This window comes from Paenibacillus alvei DSM 29, assembly GCF_000293805.1.
Classification (GTDB): domain Bacteria; phylum Bacillota; class Bacilli; order Paenibacillales; family Paenibacillaceae; genus Paenibacillus_B; species Paenibacillus_B alvei.
In genome coordinates, this window is the sequence record NZ_AMBZ01000003.1 from 164,679 (window position 1) to 185,745 (window position 21,067).

The following is a 21,067-nucleotide window of genomic DNA, read 5'->3' on the forward strand; positions in this document are numbered from 1 at the left end:
ATGTCAATGAGCGAAGCCAATCTGCAACAAAATGAAATAGTTTATTACGAGCTTACAGAAGCGCAGCGTCGAATTTGGTACATGGAACTTTTGAATTCGCATACGACAGTTGCCACGCTTAACAGTTTGCTTACTATCAAGGGCACGATACAAGAGGATAAAATCGTAGAGGTGCTGCAAAGCCTCGCTCTCCGTCACGACGCTCTCCGTATGCGATTGCAGCAGAGAGAAGGTGAGGAGCCACTAAGTTATATTGTTCCTTTTACACCAATTGACATCGATATTGTGAATTTATGCGATAGAGAACCAGAGGCATGGAAAGAAGAAGTTGAGTTTCTGTCATGTCAACCATTTCCCCTTTTTGACTCTCATTTATTTAAATTTACGCTGTTTCGGACTGGTGAATCGGAAGCCAGACTGTTCTTGAGCATCCATCATATTATTGCCGACGGCTATTCGCTCAACTTGTTGGGTAATGAATTCGTTGAGGGCTATCATGCTTTGCTTTGCAATAGAGAGCTGCCTCAAGAAGCGGCGCCTGCTTGCACGGATCTGCTCCGTAATGAGGAGGAGTATTTACAATCTTCCCGGTTTCAGAAAGATAAGGCATTTTGGGAGGGCGAGTTCCTTACGCGGCCTTTCATCACACGGCTTGGCACTTCCGAAAACGCTATACAGACGGCCGGCAGCTTGGCGAATTATGCCCAATATGAAATTCCGGCATCTGCATGCAACGACATCCGTATGTTCTGCGAATCACATCATGTCTCTCCATTTAACTTGTTCGTATCTGCCCTTTGCCTGTATATGTCGCGGATTTGCGGAGAAGAAGAAGTTTTGCTTGGAACGATGTACGCCAACCGGACATCTCGAGAACAGAAGTCGATGGTTGCGATGCTCGTCAGCACGACGCCTTTTCGCATGCGCATTGACGCTTCCTGGTCGTTCGCGGACTTTCTTAAACAAGTAAAGAACAAGCAAAGCGAGCTGATTCGGCATCAAAAGTACCCGTTTAACCGGATTGTCCCGGACCTTCGCAACCGTTTCGGTTTTACAGAGGCATTGCTGCCTGTGTTCTTCAATTATCACCCCATGGAATGGGGCACGCTGCCTGACGATGCGCCTTTCCAATACGAGACACTGCCTCTGGGTAATGGGCACCAGGATAACGAATTGACGGTGCACATCCGCGAACATATAGGAACCGGAGAAATGGCCATTCAAATCGATTATTTGACAGATTTGTTTGCGCGCCAAGACATCGATTGTCTGTTCCAAAGATTGCTGCATGTAATCCGGGAAGCGATGTCGAACCCCTTGCAGTCTGTAGGGCAATTGGACATTCTGCCTCCTGAAGAACAGAAGAATATACTCCACACTTACAGCTTCGGACAACGGATCGAGCAACGACTTGACCGTTCTATGCACGAAATCTTTGAGACCCATGCAGAAAATATGCCGGATCAAATCGCTGTTGCGGAACCGGGCGGATTATCGCTGACCTATGGACAATTAAATGAGCAAGCGAACAGGCTCGCTCGGACGCTTCGAAGCCAGGGCATAGGCAGCGGAGAACCTGTCGCCATTCTGGGGGAACGTTCTCCGCTTATCGTAACTGCCGTTCTTGCCGTATTAAAGGCAGGCGGCGCTTTTGTTCCGTTGGACAACTCATTGCCTGCCGAACGCCTGGCTTATATGGTAAGGGATAGCGAAGCCAAAGTACTGCTTACTGCCGACGATGACTTGATGACCGTGCCTGACGGTTGCCGAGTTGTAGATTTGAGGCTTGCGTCAAGCTACGACGACGATTCGACCAATTTACTTCACGGCTGTTCACCTGAGCGACTTGCGTATGTTATCTACACCTCCGGAACAACGGGAAGGCCCAAGGGAGTTATGATCGAGCATCGCAGTTGGATTTCAACCGCATGGTCATGGCATCATGAATACAGGCTCGGAGATATGGATGTACGACTGCTGCAAATGGCCAGCTTTTCTTTTGACGTATTTGCCGGCGATTTGGCCAGAGCATGGCTGAGCGGAGGACAGCTCGTTATATGTTCGAACGAAACTCGTCTCAGCCTGCCTCGTCTCCATGCGGTCATCGTCGAACAAGGCATTACACTGCTGGAATCGACGCCGGCATTGCTTGTGCCGCTCATGGATTATATCTACGAAAATGGTTTAAGTACGGGACACTTACGTTTGTTAATTATGGGCTCAGACCGCTTTGCGGCGAAAGATTATCAGAGGGTATACGGTCGTTTCGGCTCTATCATGCGTATTCTCAACAGTTATGGAGTGACGGAAGCTTGCATTGATGCTTCCTATTATGAGGCAATGGATGGCAGTATACTGCCTCAAGAAGGAAGCGTGCCGATTGGCAGACCGCTCCCGCACGCCAACCTGTATGTGCTTGGTCAGGGCGGGACATTGCAACCCGTTGGTGTGCCGGGGGAGTTGTGCATCGGAGGAACTGGGGTAGCTCGGGGTTACCTGAACAGGCCGGAATTGACGACAGAGCGATTCACTCAAGATCCGTTTGTGACGGATGGACGCATGTATCGCACCGGAGATCGCGCTTACTGGCTTCCGGACGGGAACTTGCAATTTCTTGGGCGTCTTGATGACCAACTCAGTATACGGGGCTATCGGGTAGAGCCAGGCGAGATTGAATCATGCATGACACAAATTGCATCCATCCGTGAGGCGGTTGTCGCCGTCATGCCAGATCGTCAAAGTCAGCAGGTGCTTTGCGCTTATTACACGGGCGAGAGGGAGCTTGAGACAGATGAGCTGCGAGGATTCTTGTCCTCGATGCTGCCGGACTATATGATTCCTGTCGCTTTTATGAAGCTGGATCAGCTTCCTTTGACGACAAACGGGAAGGTGGACCGAAGAGCCTTGCCTGCGCTGGATGAAAGGATTTCCTCCAAACCATACCTGCTCCCGGTAACGGATGCTGAGCAACGGATGGCAAAGCTTTGGCAAGAAGTGTTGGATCACGAGCAGATCGGACTCCTAGATAATTTCTTTGAACTTGGAGGCCATTCGCTGAAAGCGATGACACTGTTGACACGCATTCATGAGGAGTTCAAGATCGAACTGGGTTTGCGGGACATCTTTCAGGCGTCAGTGCTAAAAGAATTAACCGAGGTGGTTGGGTCGGCGGCGAAACGTAATTACGAGTCGCTTGAATCCGCCCCTGAGCAGCTTTATTACCCACTATCGTCCGCACAGAAGCGGTTATTTATGTTGCAGCAATTGGATGTAACAGGGCTAAGCTACAATATGCCGGCTGCCTTTCTAATGGAAGGAACGCTGGACAAGGTACGGTTGGAAGCCGCGTTCCATGCGCTTTTGGCTCGGCACGAAGCTTTGCGTACTTCATTTGCTATTGTAGATGGGGAACCTATTCAACGCGTGCAGCAGCAAGTTGATTTCTTTATCGTGGAAGAGGAGGCAGAGGACGGGGAAGCAGACGCGCCTATTCGGGCGTTTATCCAGCCGTTCGATCTGGGCGCGGCACCACTGCTGCGGGCCAAAGTCGTACATCTCGGGAATCAACGGCATCTGCTCTTATTTGACATGCATCATATCATCTCGGACGGCATTTCTGTGCAAATCTTGACGAAAGAGCTGGCTGCGGCCTATGCCGGTGAAACGATGGAGCCGCTAAAACTGCAATATAAAGACTATGCTGTATGGCAGCAAGCCTATAGTCATACGGAGGATTACGCCAAGGAGGAAGCCTATTGGCTGGCTCAGTTTGCGGAGGAGGTGCCGGCGCTCCGGCTGCCGACCGACAATCCGCGGCCTGCTGTGCGCAGCTTTATAGGCGGCCGGGTAGACGCTGAACTGGGCGGCGAGCTTGTAACGGCTGTGCGCGAGCTGGCTCGCAAGAGCAACACCACTGTGTACATGGTACTGCTAGCCGCATACAGCGCATTTCTGTCGCGTATAGCCGGACAAGAAGAGATCGTTGTCGGCACGCCGGTGGCGGGACGCCAGCTTGCAGGTTTGTCAGGCATGTTAGGGATGTTTGTAAACACTTTGGCGCTCCGCATGTACCCGGAAGGAGAAAAAACGTTTGCCGCCTATCTCCGTGAAGTGGAGCAGACGGCGCTATCTGCGTTTGAGCATGAGAAATATCCGTTTGAGGAACTGGTTCAGCGAATGGTTCAGGAGCGCGATTTAAGCCGCAATCCACTATTCGACGCAATGCTCGTTCTGCAGCATGGGGAAAATGAAGAGCTGAAACTGGAAAATGTCAATCTGACTCCGTATCCGTTGGATTACACGGCAGCCAAGTTCGACTTGACGCTCACTGTAACCGAGCGAGAGGACAGCTTCTTATTGAGTTGGGAATACGATTCTTCTTTGTTTACGCAACATACGATTGTACGCTGGAGTGACTGCTTCCAAGAGCTTCTCCTTCAGGCCGTTCATTTTCAGGACGTCAAACTTGGCGCTTACGACTTGGTTACCGCCCAAGATAAAAAACATTTGCTTGAGCGGTTCGCCGGTAGAGAAGAAACGTATGATCCTGCATTATCTGTACTAACGTTGTTCGAACAGCAGGCGGCGCTAACTCCCGACCTCCCGGCGATTATTGGGGAAGAGGGGGAGCTGAGCTACCGGCAACTAAACGAATGGGCGGAGCAACTGGGTGCCGAACTCCGCAGGCGCGGCGTAGGGACGAATATGATCGCCGCCGTCATGACTCACCGTTCGTTAGAAATGGCGGCAGGTATAATTGGGGTCTTGAAAGCAGGAGGAGCCTACCTTCCGATTGATCCGGAATTTCCCGCGGATCGGATTCGATTTATGCTGGAGGACAGCCGCCCGCAAGCGCTGCTTACGTTCGACAAGTATAAGCCGCTCATTGCCGAGCTTCGTCAGGATGTTTCCGTTCTATATTTTGAAGACAATCCGCTGCAAGAAGAAGAAGTTCCCGTGAAAGAGCAAGGATGCTCGATCGGTCCGAAGCACTCGGCCTACGTCATCTACACCTCAGGCACTACAGGAAGATCCAAAGGCGTTATTATCGAACACGGGAGCTTTGCGAACACCATACAGTGGAAAAAGCGCCACTATCAGTTTGGCCCGAGCGACAGGGCGTTGATGCTGAATCCTTTTATATTCGATTCGTTTGTGACTCACTTTTTTGCGCCTATCGTCTCAGGAGCAGCCGTTGTTATGCTGAGCGATCAGAACAGCAAGGATGCTGCAGCCATTCGTGAAGCTATCATCCATCATCAAATCACCCATTTGCAGAGCCCGCCGAGCTTCTACTCCGCCATGCTGGAAAACATGAGCCGCGAGGATTGGCGTTCGGTGCGCAGTGCGGTAGTAGCAGGCGAGGCCGTAGGCATGCCTTTAATTCGCCGTTTGAAAGCAATGAATCCTGAAATGCAATTGATGAACGAATACGGCCCAACCGAAAATACGGTCGTAACGACGGCTGTGGAATTAACGGAAGAGACTGCTGTTTCCATCGGACGCCCTATTCCCAATACTCGTGTCTATATTGTCAACGCACAGGGAAGGCTGTCTCCATTCGGCGTACCGGGAGAGCTTTGTATTGCCGGTCTTGGTTTGGCAAGAGGGTATGCGAACCAGCCGGAATTGACGGCAGCGAAGTTTGTTTCCGATCCTTTCGTACCTGGAGAGCGTATGTACCGTACTGGCGATTGGGCCCGGTGGCTGCCGGATGGAACTTTGGAGTACTTGGGACGCATTGATCATCAGGTGAAAATCCGCGGGAATCGGATCGAACTCGGAGATATTGAAGCACATCTGCTAACGCTCCCTGGGATAAGCGAGGCAGTTGTGACTGTAATCAATGGATCGGAGGGAAGTGCAAGTCTGTGCGCCTATTTTGTCGCGGATCGGGACTATACGGCGAAGGAACTGAGACAACGGCTTGGCTTTGCGTTACCTTCTTACATGATCCCGTCTTATTTTGTTCCCATGCTGCAAATGCCTCTGACGGTCAACGGAAAATTGGATCGCCGTGCCCTGCCGTATCCTGAGGGCAGCAACCTGGCCGAAAGCGGAAGTTATTTGGCACCAAGATCCGATGCGGAACAACAAATGGCCGAATTGTGGCAAGAAGTGCTTGACGTTCGCCCGATCGGAGTGAGGGATGATTTCTTTGAACGAGGCGGCCATTCGTTAAAAGCGACGGTACTCGTTTCCCGCATGCAAAAAGAGCTTCAGGCTGACATGACGCTCCGGGATCTGTTCCAATATTCCACTGTTGAAGCATTGACGGAGGCGCTCGCTTCCAGATCGGTCAAAGCAATCGATACGCTGGAGCCGGCGGCGCCGATGGATTATTATCCGCTGACATCGGCCCAAAAAAGGATGTACGTGCTGCAGCAGTTGGAAGGCATAGACGTCAGTTACAACATGCCGGCGGTTCTCCGGATGGAAGGCAGTCTGGACCCCACGCGATTCGAATCGGCCCTGCAACAGATCATTCTGCGTCATGACGTTCTGCGAACATCTTTTACATTCATCGACAATCAGCCTATGCAGAAAGTGCACGAGCATGTGCAAGCGTCCGTCGTTTACCGAGCAGCGGAGGAACAGCAGCTTGACGCAAGGATAGCGGAATTTGTACGTCCATTCGATCTGGAGCAAGCGCCTTTGCTGCGTGTCGAGGTTTTAAGTGCGGGAGAACAGCTGCATTACTTGCTGCTTGATATGCACCATATTATCTCCGATGGCGTATCCATCAGTATTTTTGTAGAAGAATTTGCGAAACTGTACGCCAGCCATCAACTAGACCCCCTTCGATTGCAATACAAAGATTATGCCGTATGGCAGCAGCAATACGCTCATAGTGCAGCTTATCAGAAGAATGAGGATTACTGGCTGCAGCATCTGGGTGGCGAGCTGCCTGTGCTGCATATCCCGACCGATTACTCCCGCCCGATGCTGCGCAGTTTTGCCGGAGAACGTGTTGATTTTCATCTTGACAAGGCATTGTCGGAGTCCGTGCAAAGGTTGGCGCTGAATGAAGGGGCGACCGTGTACATGGTATTGCTGGCGGCGTACAGCATGTTTTTATCGCGATTGTGCAGCCAAAACGAGATTATCATCGGCTCCCCGGTAGCCGGGCGTCCCCATGCAGATTTGTCGTCCATGATGGGGATGTTTGTAAATACATTGCCATTGCGTACGTTTCCTTCGGGACAAAAGAAATTTTTGCATTTTATACAAGAAATCAAACAAACGACGATGGATGCCTTAGAGCATGGGGATTACCCGCTGGAAGATTTGGTCGATCAAATTGTCAGAGAGCGGGATATGGGCCGCAATCCGTTATTCGATGCCGTATTTGTACTGCAAAATACCGATTCGTTACCGATTGTGCTTCCTGAATTGAGTGTAGACACGTATTCGTTTGCAGATACAACGGCAAAGTTTGATCTTACGCTTCAGGTTAACGAACACCCGGATGGCTATCGCTGCTCTATGGAGTTTTCTACGGCTTTATTTGCTCGCGAAACGGTAGAGCGTTGGTGCCGTTACTTCACAGTCATGCTGCATGATGTGATTACGGACCCGGATACGCTGCTTGCTGAAGCAAGAATGCTTAATCAAGAAGAACAGATTGAACAGCTTATGACTTATAGCGGATTACCTGTTTCCCCGATGCCGAATGTCTCGATCACGGATCGTTTTGCAGAGGTCGTCCGCAATTACCCGGAACGATTGGCGGTTGTATGCGGTGAACGTCACCTTACCTATGAAGCGCTACAGCATCAGTCAGGCATTCTGGCCGGCAAGCTTCTTAGAGAAGGACTGCCGCTTCATGCGGCTGTCGGGATTTTAGCTGATCGATCCATTGAATTTATTGTAGCTGTCATGGGAGTTTTGAAGGCGGGTGGCGCCTATGTGCCGCTGGACCCTGAAGCTCCAGAGAACCGTCATCTGTATATTCTGGACGATTGCGGAGCGGAATTTTTGCTGGTTGCCGGCAATTTGGGCCCGCCGGAATCGTATGAGGGGGCAGTCATCAAACTCAACGCCGATTGGCTTTTACATGAGGATCCGGTGGCAGAAGTGCAATCGCGTACGGTCGGCGCCGATGATCCCGCTTATATCATGTATACCTCCGGCACAACGGGAAGGCCGAAAGGCGTGCTGGTCACACACGGCAATGTGGTCAACCTGGTGACAGGCGGCGGATATGTACCGTTTCATGAAGGACATCGCTTCGCACAGACAGGTTCGGTCAGCTTCGATGCGGCGACTTTTGAAATGTTCGGCGCTATCCTTCATGGCGGTCAACTATACCCTGTGGAGAAAGAAGTACTGCTGAACGCAAGCCGCTTGGGACAGTTTATCGCAACCAACGGCATTACGGTTATGTTTTTGACGACATCTCTTTTCCACCATTTGGCCGATGCGGATGGTGAACTTTTTACTGGAATTCAGCATTTGATCATGGGGGGAGAAGTGCTGCTGCCAAAGCATGTTCGGGCCGTTCAGCAAGCATGCCCTTCCATCAAGATATGGAACGGATACGGGCCTACGGAGAATACGACGTTTTCAACCGTGTTCACGGTTAGCGAAACGGATGGCATGACAAGTATCCCAATCGGCCGTCCAATTGGCGGAACGACAGCCTATGTGCTGGGCGACGGCGGACAGGTGCTTCCTATTGGCGTTCCTGGGGAATTGCATCTCGGCGGCGCTGGAGTAGCCAAAGGCTACTGGAATCAGCCTGAGCTTACGCGAGAGAAATTCAAACCCGATCCTTTCAACGAAGGCAAAACGATGTATGCAACGGGGGATCTGGCCCGCTGGCTGCCAGATGGCAATCTTGAATATATGGGACGGATCGATCAGCAGGTCAAAATTCGAGGATACCGGATTGAACCGGGTGAAATTGAAGCCCGTCTGCTGCTGAATGCCGATATTCGGCAAGCGTCCGTCGTCATTCGAAAAGATAAGCCTGGACATGCAGTGCTCTGCGCTTATTATGTCAGCGATAGTGCGTTAGATCTGTCCGCATTAAGACATGAAATGAGCCTGGCGCTGCCTGCTTATATGGTACCTGAGCATTACATCCGCCTTGCGGATCTGCCGCTTACTAAAAACGGAAAACTGGATCGATCGGCATTGCCTGTACCTGCCTATGAAACGGCAGCCGTTGCGCCGTACATGGCCCCTCGTACACGGACGGAGGCTCAGCTAGCCGCAATTTGGGAAGACGTGCTGCAAATTTCGCAAGTAGGAGTAAGCAGCAACTTCTTTGAATTGGGAGGCCACTCGCTAAAGGCGATGACGTTGGCATCGCGCATCCATCAAGCGTTGCATGTACAAATCTCGATTCGTGACATATTCCGCTTTGCAACTATTGAAGCGTTGGCTACGCTTGTCGAACGGCAATCGAAGGATCTGTTTAAGGGATTGCAGCCGGCCGAGCCATGCGATTATTATCCGCTGTCATCCGCACAAAGAAGGCTGTTCGTGCTGCAGCAGCTTGAAGGCGCGGAACTAAGCTATAACATGCCTGCGGCTCTGTTATTCCATGGACGCGTGGACTTTACCCGATTGGAACAGGCTTTCAGAGAGCTGCTCGCTCGCCACGAGGTGCTGCGAACTGGGTTTGAAAGGGTAGACGGCGAGCCTGTTCAACGAATTAACGCTGAGGTCGCGTTCGATTTGCCTTATCGGGAAGCCGGGGATAGGAGAGCGGAAGACCTCATTAGGGAGTTTATTCGTCCTTTCGATCTGAGCCAGGCACCGCTGTTGCGCGTTCAGTTGACCAAGCTGACCGATACGCAGCATTTGCTCCTGTTTGACATGCATCATATTATTTCCGACGGAACTTCCATGAGCATCTTGATAGAAGAGGTGACACGGCTGTATGCCGGCGATCGTCTCGAGCCCGTATCGCTTCATTATAAGGATTATGCCGTCTGGCTGGCGGCAAACCGTCATTCGAATACGTATGTTCAACAAAAAGAGTACTGGCTGCAGCAGCTTGGCGGCGAGCTTCCGGTTCTACAGCTGCCATCCGATTTCGCCCGTCCGTCGATCCAAAGCTTTGCGGGCAGCCGACTGGATTTCACGATCGATGCGGAATTGACTGCCAGCATCAAGCAGCTTGCGCAAGACACGGGGACCACGTTATTCATGGTGCTGCTCGCCGCTTACAGTATGTTCTTGGGCAAACTGGCAGGTCAGGACGAAATTATTGTGGGAACGCCGATTGCTGGCCGGCCGCATGCCGACCTGTCCGGCATGCTCGGCATGTTCGTCAACACCTTAGCCATTCGCTCGATGCCTTCTGCTGACAAAACATTCCGAAGCTATTTGGAAGAAATGAAACAACTGGCTTTAACGGCGTTTGAGCATGCGGAGTACCCGTTTGAAGAACTGGTGGAGCACGTCGTACGGCATCGGGATGTGAGCCGCAATCCGATTTTCGATGCGATGTTCGTACTGCAAAATATGAACCGGTCCGAACTGCAGATGGCCGATGTCGAGATCACACCGTACGAGTTGGAAAACCCGACATCGAAATTCGACTTGTCGCTATTTATCCACGAGGCGGGAGAGGAACTGCATGGCAGTCTGGAGTACGCGACAGCACTCTTCGAGGCGGATACGATCTCACGGTGGAAAGATCATTTCATCACGCTGCTGCGGCACACGGCCGCTGACCCGGATGTCACCCTTGGCAAAGCAAGCTTGCTGAACGAACAGGACCGGATGACGCTCCAAGGCTGGATGGACGGACCTGTACAGAAAATGCCGGATGCCTCGGTGCATCAGTTGTTCCGCAAGCAGGCGAAGGCAACACCGGAAGCTGTTGCGGTCGTATGTGCCGATACAAGGCTTACGTACGAAGAACTGGATCGGTTGTCGGATCGCCTGGCTGGTGCCTTGCGCCTGGAACAGATCGGCAGCGGCCGTATTGTCGGGCTGATGGCGGGACGTTCCGCCCACATGATGATTGGTTTGCTGGGCATTTTGAAAGCAGGCGCGGCTTTCCTTCCGGTCGACCCTTCCTATCCGGCGGAACGCATAGCGTACATGCTGGACGATTCGAAAGTGGCATGCCTGCTGTCGGATGCCCCTTCCGCTTCAACGAGAGAAGGTCTTGGATACAGCGGTAAGACGCTCATCATCGAAGAGCTTCTTGCGGCAAGCGAGCAAAGTGCGTGGAGCCGTGATAGCTCTAATAGCTCTAATAACTCTAATAGCCCGGATAGCTCCTACGAGCCGGATAATGAAAGCAGCCGATTGCTCTACGTTATCTATACGTCAGGTACGACCGGGAAGCCGAAGGGCGTCATGTTGGAGCATGGCAACCTCGTGAACTTGATCATGCACCAATACGAGTGTACGTCCATTCCATTTGACAAGCAGGTGCTGCAGTATGCGTCGTACAGCTTTGATGTGAGCTATCAAGAAATCTTTTCTACCTTGCTGGCGGGCGGAACCCTGCATGTCGTCGAGGAGGACATGCGTCAAAATCCGACTGCGTTATTCCGTTATGTAGAGGAACGAGGCATTCCAACCTTGCTGCTGCCGTCGTCGTTCGTCAAATTCGTTTGGAACGATCCGGCCTACGAAGCGAGTTGGTCAACGTGCGTGCAGCATCTGATTACGGCCGGAGAGGCGCTGATTGTCGGTCCGGAGCTGCAGCGCTACTTGCAGGAGCAGGGCGTTACGCTTCACAATCATTACGGCCCTTCGGAGACACATGTAGCGACCACGTACACGATCAGGCCGCAAGAGCCGATGACGGCGCTGCCGCCGATCGGCAAGCCAATCAGCAATTCGTCTGTGTACATTTTGGACGCGTTTGGACAGTTGCAGCCGATCGGCGTAGCGGGAGAACTGTATATTGGCGGCGCTTGTGTCGGCAGAGGGTACTTGCATCAGCCGGGCTGGACGCAGGAGAAGTTCCTGGCCAACCCATGGCTGGAAGGAAAGCGGATGTATCGAACCGGGGATCAAGCCCGCTGGTTGGCCGACGGCAACTTGGAGTATTTGGGCCGTATCGACCACCAGGTGAAGATCCGCGGCTACCGGATTGAACCGGGCGAGATCGAAACTAGACTGTTAGCGTTGGAAGGAATTCGAGAGGCGGCTGTAGTCGCGCTGCCAGATGAGCGAGGCGGGCATGAGCTGTGCGCGTATGTGGCAGGCGAACGCGAATTTACATTCGCCGAACTGCGCGAAGCTTTGCGATTGAACTTGCCGGACTATATGATTCCGGCGTATGTCGTGCAGTTGGAAGAACTGCCGCTGACGAATAACGGCAAAATCGACCGCAAAGCGCTGCCAGCGCCAGAAGAGTCGCTGCGAACGGGAACGGAGTATGCAGCGCCGCGCACGGCGACGGAAGCGAAGCTGGCGCAGCTATGGCAAGAGGTGCTGGGACTGGAGCGCGTCGGCATCCGCGATAACTTCTTTGACATCGGGGGCCATTCGCTCCGGGCGATGACGCTCGTATCGCGCATTCATCAGACGCTGGAGTCGGAGGTGCCACTGCGGCAATTATTCCTCTCACCAACGATAGAAGGCTTGGCGGCTGCCCTGGAGGCGACGAAGGGCGGCACCTTTGAAGCGCTTGTGCCCGCTCCGATGCAGGCAGCGTATCCGCTATCGTCCGCGCAAAAACGGCTGTATGTGCTGCAGCAGCTGGAGGGCGCCGAACTGAGCTACAACATGCCTGCGGCGCTGCGCCTGACGGGAACGCTGGATCGCCAGCGGCTGGAAGCCGCCTTACAGGGGCTCATCGCCCGTCATGAATCGCTGCGCACAGCGTTTGCGGCGAAAGACGGGGAGCCGATGCAGCGCATCATAGAGGCTCCCGGCTTCACCGTCGCGTACGAGGAGGCTAGAGGAGCCGATGTGCAGGCGTCCATTCGCAGCTTCCTCCGTCCGTTTGACCTTGGCGTTGCGCCGCTGCTGCGTACGACGGTGGTGCGGCTGGACGAAACGGATCACGTGCTGCTGTTCGATATGCACCATATCATTTCTGACGGCACCTCGATGAACATTTTGGTGCAGGAATTAACGAAGCTGTATGCCGGAGAAGAACTGGCACCGCTGCGTTTGCAGTATAAAGATTATGCGCTCTGGCAGCAAGGTTACCGGCAAAGTGCAGCCTACCGGAAGATGGAAAGCTACTGGCTGAGCCAGTTTGCAGGCGAGCTGCCGGTGCTGAGCCTGCCGACGGATGCTCCGCGACCGGCGGTGCGCAGCTTCGAGGGGGATCGGGTGGACTTCGAGCTGGACAGTGTGCTGGCCGAAGCGGTCAGAGAGATGGCGCGGGAAAACGGCGCGACCGTGTACATGGTGCTGCTGGCCGCGTACAGCGCCCTGCTGGGGCGGTTAAGCGGTCAAGAAGAACTGATCGTCGGTACATCGATCGCCGGGCGTTCCCATGCGGACCTGCAAGGGATGCTGGGGATGTTTGTGAACACGCTGGCGCTGCGGATGAACCCGTCCGGAGAAAAGCCGTTCTCTGCTTACTTGCAGGAAGTGAAGCAGACGGCGCTCGGGGCCTTGGAGCATGGGGACTACCCGTTCGAGGAACTGGTGGAGCAGGTGGTGAAGCAGCGGGATATGAGCCGCAATCCGTTGTTCGATGCCATGCTGGTGCTGCAAAACACCGAGCAGGCTGATTTAGAGCTGGCGGGCCTGCAATGGACGCCGTATCCGATGGAGAGCGGAGCAGCGAAATTCGACTTGACGCTGTCGGTCAGCGAGCACGAGCAGGGGATGCGATGCACATTGGAATATGCGTCAAAACTGTTCGAACGGACGACGATCGAGCGCTGGGCGGGTCACTTCACCGAGCTGCTGCGCCAAGCGGTTCGTCATCCGCAGGCGATGCTGGGAAGCATCGAGGTACTGACGGCCGACGAGCGGGAAGAGTTGCTGGTGACATTCAACGATACGGCGGTTGAGCTGCCGGCGGAAGCATCGGTGCATGCGCTGTTCGAACGGCAGGCTGCACGGACCCCGGATGCGGTAGCTGTGGTATTTGAAGATAGGCTGCTGACGTACCGAGAGTTGAACGAGCGGGCTAACCGCTTGGCGAGAAGATTGCAGGCGCGAGGGGTGCAGCGTGAGCAATTGGTAGGCATCATGGCCGAACGCTCGCTGGAGATGATCGTAGGCATACTGGCGATACTAAAAGCCGGCGGAGCATATGTGCCGATCGATCCCGAGTATCCTCAGGAACGCATCTCCTATATGTTAGAGGATTCCGGGGCGCAGGTGCTGCTGATTCAGAAGCAATTGAAGGAGAAGGCTTCTTTTGCGGGGATCAAGGTGGAACTGGAAGAGGAGCCGTTGTCCGGCACAGAAGAATACCTTGAAAGCAGTGCGAACTTGGCAGTGGCGGCATTGGCTGATGATCTGGCGTACATCATCTACACGTCGGGCTCAACAGGAACGCCTAAAGGGGTATGCGTGACGCATCGCGGGGTTGTCAGACTTGTTTCGTCATCAAATTATGTGGACATTAGCGAACAAGACGTATTTTTGCAGGGATCAACGATTTCCTTTGATGCTGCGACGTTTGAGATATGGGGCAGTTTGCTGAATGGTGCGGCGCTGGCGATTTTGCCGCCCGGAAAATTGTCGCTAACGGACTGGGTGCAGGCGATTCAGCAGCATCACGTCAGTATTTTGTGGCTAACGGCTGGCTTGTTCCATGTGATGGTGGAGGAGCAGTTAGAAGGTTTGTACGGGGTGAAGCAACTGCTGGTTGGCGGTGACGTTGTTTCAAGGCCGCATGCGAAAAAAGTGTTGGAGCGATTCAGCGAAATACGGCTGATCAACGGTTACGGTCCGACGGAAAACACGACGTTTACGTGCTGCCATGAAATCCGAATGTCGGATGTGGAGCGCGCGTCGATTCCGATTGGCCGTCCGATCAGCAACACGCAAGTATACGTGCTGGGCAGAGCCCAAGAGATATTGCCTATTGGCGTGATTGGAGAGTTGTATACCGGCGGCAGCGGACTAGCGCGCGAATACTTGAACAATCCGGAGTTAACAGCGGCGAAGTTTGTGGAGCATCCGTTTGCGGCGGGCGAGCGGTTGTACCGAACAGGCGATTTGGCCCGCTGGCTGCCGGATGGAACAATAGAGTATGCAGGTCGCATGGACGATCAGGTGAAAATCCGCGGTTACCGGATTGAGCTTGGAGAAATCGAAGCACAGCTTCTTCGTGTAACGGACGTTCAGGAAGCGGTGATCATCGCCCGCGAGGACGAAACCGGCCGGAAAACGCTGTGTGCCTACATCAAAGCGACACGTGATCTAGAGGCCGATGAACTCCGAAACCCTCTGGCGCAAAAACTGCCAGGGTACATGATCCCGTCGTACTTCGTGCAGCTTGCGCAGATGCCGCTGACGCCTAACGGCAAAGTGGACCGCAAAGCACTGCCGGCGCCGGAAGCAGGCATGAGTGCGGGGACGGAATACGTCGCCCCGCGCACGGGCGAGGAAAAAGCGCTCGTGTCCGTTTGGCAGTCGGTGCTGGGCGTAGAGAAGATTGGCATCCTAGATCATTTCTTTGAGCTTGGCGGTGATTCAATCAAAGCGATTCAAGTCGCTTCACGGCTGCTGCAAGCCGGGTATAAGGTCGAGATGAAAGATCTGTTCCGCTATCCGGTCGTCGCCGAGCTTAGCTCCCAGATGACGGCGGTCACTCGCCGCGCGGAACAAGAAGAGGTGTATGGCCCCGTGCCACTTACGCCGATCCAGCGCTGGTTCGTGCAGCATGACCCCGTGGATCTGCATCATTTCAACCACGCGGTCATGCTGCACCGGGAAGACCGGTTCGACATTGGAGCGCTGCGCCTGACGATGCAGCGCATTGCCAAGCATCACGACGCGCTGCGGATAATTGTAACGCAGACGGAAGACGGCTATGCCGCTTGGAACCGTAGTGTGGAAGACGGGGAAAGCTATCGTCTGGACGTATTTGACTTCCGTGGCGAAGAAACATGGAGCCAGCGGGTTGAGACGGAGGCCGGCAAGCTGCAGGCCAGCTTCTCGCTGGCCGCCGGTCCGCTCCTGAAACTGGGCTTGTTCCAGTGCCCGGACGGGGATCATTTGCTGATCGCGATTCATCATTGGGTCGTCGACGGAGTCTCATGGCGCATCCTTTTTGAGGATATCGCGTCAGCTTACGAACAAGCGGCGCAAGGACAGGACATTCGGCTGCCGCTGAAAACGGACTCGTTTCAAACATGGTCGCAGCAGCTTGGCGCCTATGCGGCAAGTCCGGCGTTGGAGATGCAGCGTGCTTACTGGCAGTCGGTTGTAGAGAAGGATCTAGTGCCTCTGCCTAAAGATGATGAGCAAGGCGCGTCCACGCTGGCCGCCAGCCGGTCGCTGACGGTGGAGTGGTCGCAGGCACAGACGCAGCAATTGTTGAAAGAAGCACACCGGGCCTACGGGACGGAGGTCAACGATCTGTTGCTGACTGCACTGGCCATGGCGGTTCAAGCGTGGAGCGGACTCGAACGCGTGGCGGTCTTGCTGGAAGGACACGGCAGAGAACCGATTGCGGCGGATGTGGATGTTAGCCGGACGGTCGGCTGGTTTACGAGCGCGTATCCGGTGGTGCTGGAGATCGAGCCGGAAATGAGCCTGCCGCAGCGGATTAAGCGCGTGAAGGAAACGCTGCGGGCGATTCCGCATAAAGGGATCGGCTACGGTCTTCTGCGCTACATGTCCGTGCCGAATGAGACGGAGTGGGCGTGCGATCCTGACATTTCGTTCAACTATTTAGGACAGTTCGATCAGGATTTGGAGCACAGCGCGCTGCGAATCTCGCCGCTTTCTACGGGCGAGGCGATAAGCGGCAGAAGACAGCGTGCAGCGGCGCTGGAATGCAACGGCATGATCGCGGAAGGAGCGCTTCGCCTGCACATCAGCTACAGCGCGGAGCAGTACCGCCAAGCGACGATGGAGCGCTTCGCGCACGAGTTACAGATCAGCTTACAAGAGCTGCTGACCCATTGTGTCGCGCAGGAGAGGACAGAACTGACACCAAGCGATCTGCTGCAGCCTGGCATTACGCAAGAAGAACTGGATGCGCTTATGCAGCGCAGCGAAGAGTTAGGCGAGATTGAAGATGTGTACGCGCTGACGCCGATGCAGCAAGGGATGCTGTTCCACAGCCGTCTGGATCCGCAGGCAGGAGCTTACGTGAACCAGATCCATCTGACCCTGCAAGGCGAGCTGCAGCCGGCAGCGTTTGAACAAAGCTGGCAAACCGTCGTGCAGCGGCATGCGGTGCTGCGAACGAGCATCGACAATCAGTGGCGAAGCGAACCGCTGCAAGTCGTGTACCGGAAGCGGCCGTTTATAATCACCTATCGCGATCTGACGATGCACGACGCGGGCGAGCAGGCAGCCTGCATAGCACAGTGGAAGTCGGAGGATCGGAAGCAAGGCTTTGCGGTAGCGTCGGAGAGCCTAATGCGTGTGGCGGTGCTCCGCACAGGAGAGCAAACCCACGAGGTGATATGGAGCTTCCATCACCTGTTGATGGACGGCTGGTGCTTGCCGCTGGTGATGGAAGAAGTATTGGGAATCTACAACGCCTTGCGCGCCGGAGAAGAGCCGCCGTTACGCAGCGTCCGCGCGTACCGCGACTATATCCGCTGGCTGTCCGAACAGGACGCGAATTCGGCACGAAGCTACTGGAAGGAGCAGTTGGAGGGCAGCGAAGCGCTATCTGCGCTGCCGAAGCGGCAGCGTCAGGCGCAAGGCTATGAAGCGAAACGCGTGAGCTGGAGCGTCCCTCAGGAGCAGAGCAAAGCCATCGCACTGGCGGCCACTGCGCACGGCATAACGGTAAGCACGCTGCTGCAAACGGCATGGGGACTGGTGCTGCACGCCTACAGCGGCAGCAGGGATGCGGTATTTGGCGGCGTCGTTTCGGGCAGACCGGCAGACCTGCCTGGCGTGGAAGGGATGATCGGACTGTTCATCAATACGCTGCCTGTCCGGGTAACGTGCGAGGGCCGGGAAACGGTTGCGAACCTGCTGCGCCGCATGCAGGCGCAGGCGCTGGCTGCGCAAGGTTACGCCTACTATCCGCTGCACGAGATTCAGGCGCAGTGTGCCGGAACGAGAGAGCTATTCGACCATATTCTTGTGTTCGAGAATTACCCGATGCAAACCGCGCAGGCGGAAGCGTCAGCGGATGCAAGCGGACTGGAAATTACGGGGGTTCAGGCGGACGAACAAACGAATTACGACCTGAATGTGATGATTCAGCCGGGAGAAGAGCTGCACATTCATTTTGACTACAACGGACAGGTGTACGAGCAAGGCACGATGGAGCGCTTGCAAGGTCACTGGATGCGGATGGTAGAGCAGATCGTGTCCACCCCGAACGTGGCGGTAGAAAAGCTGGAACTGCTGACGGCGGAAGAACGGGAAGAGCTGCTGGTGACATTTAACGATACGGCGGTGGAGCTGCCGGCGGAAGCAACGTTGCATACGCTGTTCGAACAGCAGGCTGCCCTGACGCCGGAGCAACCGGCGCTCGTAAGCGGAGAGGCCGTATGGACGTACGGCGAGCTGGAAGCGCAAGCCAACCGCATCGCCGGTTGGCTGCGTGCGCACGGGGTGAGAAGCGAAGACCGTGTCGGGGTGCTGCTCAGCCGTTCGCCGCAACTGATCGCCGGTCTGCTGGGCGTGCTGAAAGCTGGCGCGGCCTATGTGCCGCTGGACCCGGCGCTGCCGGCAGCGCGCATCAAGGGAATGATCCAGGATGCCGGTATCCAAATCTTGCTGAGCGAAGGGGCACAGATGGAAACGGTGGCAGACTGGGAAGAAACGCCGCTGCGACATGTCCTGTTCTTGGATAAGGAACGTTTGGCTGTTACGTGCTTGGATGAGGAACGCTCTGCCGTTACGGAAATAGCCGCTGCGGCTGTTGAAGGGAAGAAGGAACACTTGGCCGCCACGGATGCCGAAGGGCAGAAGAACTGCTTCGCCATGGTGAAATTCTCCTCTGCGGAAGAACTGGAAACCTATTCGCCGGCATCGGGATCAACAGATGTACAATCGGATGTACCGACAACGCCGATAAAAAGCGCGTATGTGATCTACACGTCGGGCACCACCGGCAAGCCAAAAGGCGTGGTGGTGGAGCACCGGAACGTCGTGAACTTTATCGCGGGGATGGTGCGCTCGCTGCCGTTTGCGCCATCTGCGTCGATCCTCTCGGTCACAACGGTATCCTTCGACATCTTCGTGACCGAGAGCTGGGTACCGCTCAGTTGCGGGATGCAGATCGTTCTCGCCAATGAAGCGGAGCTTCAGGACCCTGCGCTGCTGAGCGATTTGCTGGAAGAGCATCCGGTACAACTGATGCAGACAACGCCTTCGAGGCTGTCGATGATGCTGAAGCAGGAGCACAGCGCCGAGCAGTTGCGCCGTATACCAGCCCTGTTGATCGGCGGCGAGCCGCTTTCCGCGGCGATGCTGAAGCAGCTTCGGGCGCAAACGAATGCGTCGCTGTACAATATGTACGGTCCGACGGAAACGACGGTATGGTCTACGTTTGAACATCTGAAGGAAAGCGAAGGAGAAAAAGTCAGCATCGGCCGTCCGCTGGCGAACACGCAGGCGTACGTGCTGAACGAAGCGCTGCAGTTGCAGCCGATCGGAGCCGTAGGCGAGCTGTGCCTCGGAGGCGCCGGGGTCGCCCGCGGATACTGGGCGCGCGAAGAGCTGACCAGGGAGAAGTTTGTCGATCATCCGTACCTCCCCGGGGAGCGTATCTACCGGACCGGTGATTTGGCCCGCTGGCTACCGGATGGCCGACTGGAGCATTTGGGACGGATCGACCATCAGGTGAAGATCCGCGGGTACCGGATCGAACCGGGCGAGATCGAAGCACATCTGCTGCGAATCGACGGCGTCAAGGAAGCGGTCGTAACTGTTGCCGCTGGGGAAACGCAGGAACTGTGCGCCTATGTAACGGGCAGCGGTGAGCTCACGGCGCAGGCAATGAGGAGCAAGTTGGCGGCGGGCCTTCCGTCATATATGATCCCCTCGCACTTCATTCGCTTGGAGAAGATGCCGCTCACGCCAAACGGGAAGCTGGACCGCAAGGCACTGCCAACGCCGGAAGGGGCGCTATGTACGGGAACGGAATATATAGCGCCGCGCACGACGACGGAAGCGAAGCTGGCGCAGCTATGGCAAGAGGTGCTGGGACTGGAGCGCGTAGGCATTCACGATAACTTCTTTGACATCGGGGGCCATTCGCTCCGAGCGATGACGCTCGTATCGCGCATTCATCAGACGCTGGAGGCGGAGATTCCGTTAAGAGACGTGTTCCGTTGTCCGACAGTCGAAGAGCTGGCGCAGGCGATCTCCGGGTTGGAGCAGAAGGAGTACGCAGCCATTCCTCTCATCGAAGCAAGGGACTACTACCCGGTGTCATCGGCGCAGAAACGGATGTACATTTTGCAGCAGATCAACGGGGCAGAGCGTAGCTACAACATGCCGGGCATGCTAATACTTGAAGGAACGCTAAACCGCAATCGCTTCGAAGAGGCATTCCGCAGTCTCATCGCTCGTCATGAGACGCTGCGCACAGGCTTCGAGATGGTGCAAGGCGAGCCGATGCAACGCGTGTACGAGACGGTCGACTTTGAAGTAGCCTTTTCACAGGCTGGCTGGAATGAGGAAGAGACCATTATACGCGACTTCGTGCAGCCGTTCGACTTAAGCAAAGCGCCTCTGCTGCGGGTCGGTTTGATCGAATGGGCAGCGGATCGCCATTTGCTGATGTTCGACATGCATCACATCGTTTCCGATGGCATATCCATGGATATTTTGGTTGAGGAGTTTGTCCGCTTGTACAGCGGTGAGGAACTGCCTTCGCTGCGCATTCAGTACAAAGATTACGCGGTGTGGCAGCAATCTGAGGCCCAGAAAGAACAAATGAAACAGCATGGCTCCTATTGGATGAAAGCATTAGGCGGAGAACTGCCTGTGCTGGAAATGCCAACAGATTATGTACGTCCTGCGATAC

At 54.9% G+C, this 21,067-nt stretch carries 1 protein-coding gene (running past one end of the window); it reads left to right on the forward strand.

Annotated elements, in window-relative coordinates; genetic code table 11:
• On the forward strand, positions 1 to 21,067 hold the 5' portion of the coding sequence (locus PAV_RS11285; protein ID WP_005546175.1) for a non-ribosomal peptide synthetase. It continues 2,357 nt past the right edge of the window; the window shows 21,067 of its 23,424 coding nt (coding positions 1-21,067); it begins with the start codon at positions 1 to 3; its stop codon lies beyond the right edge, outside the window.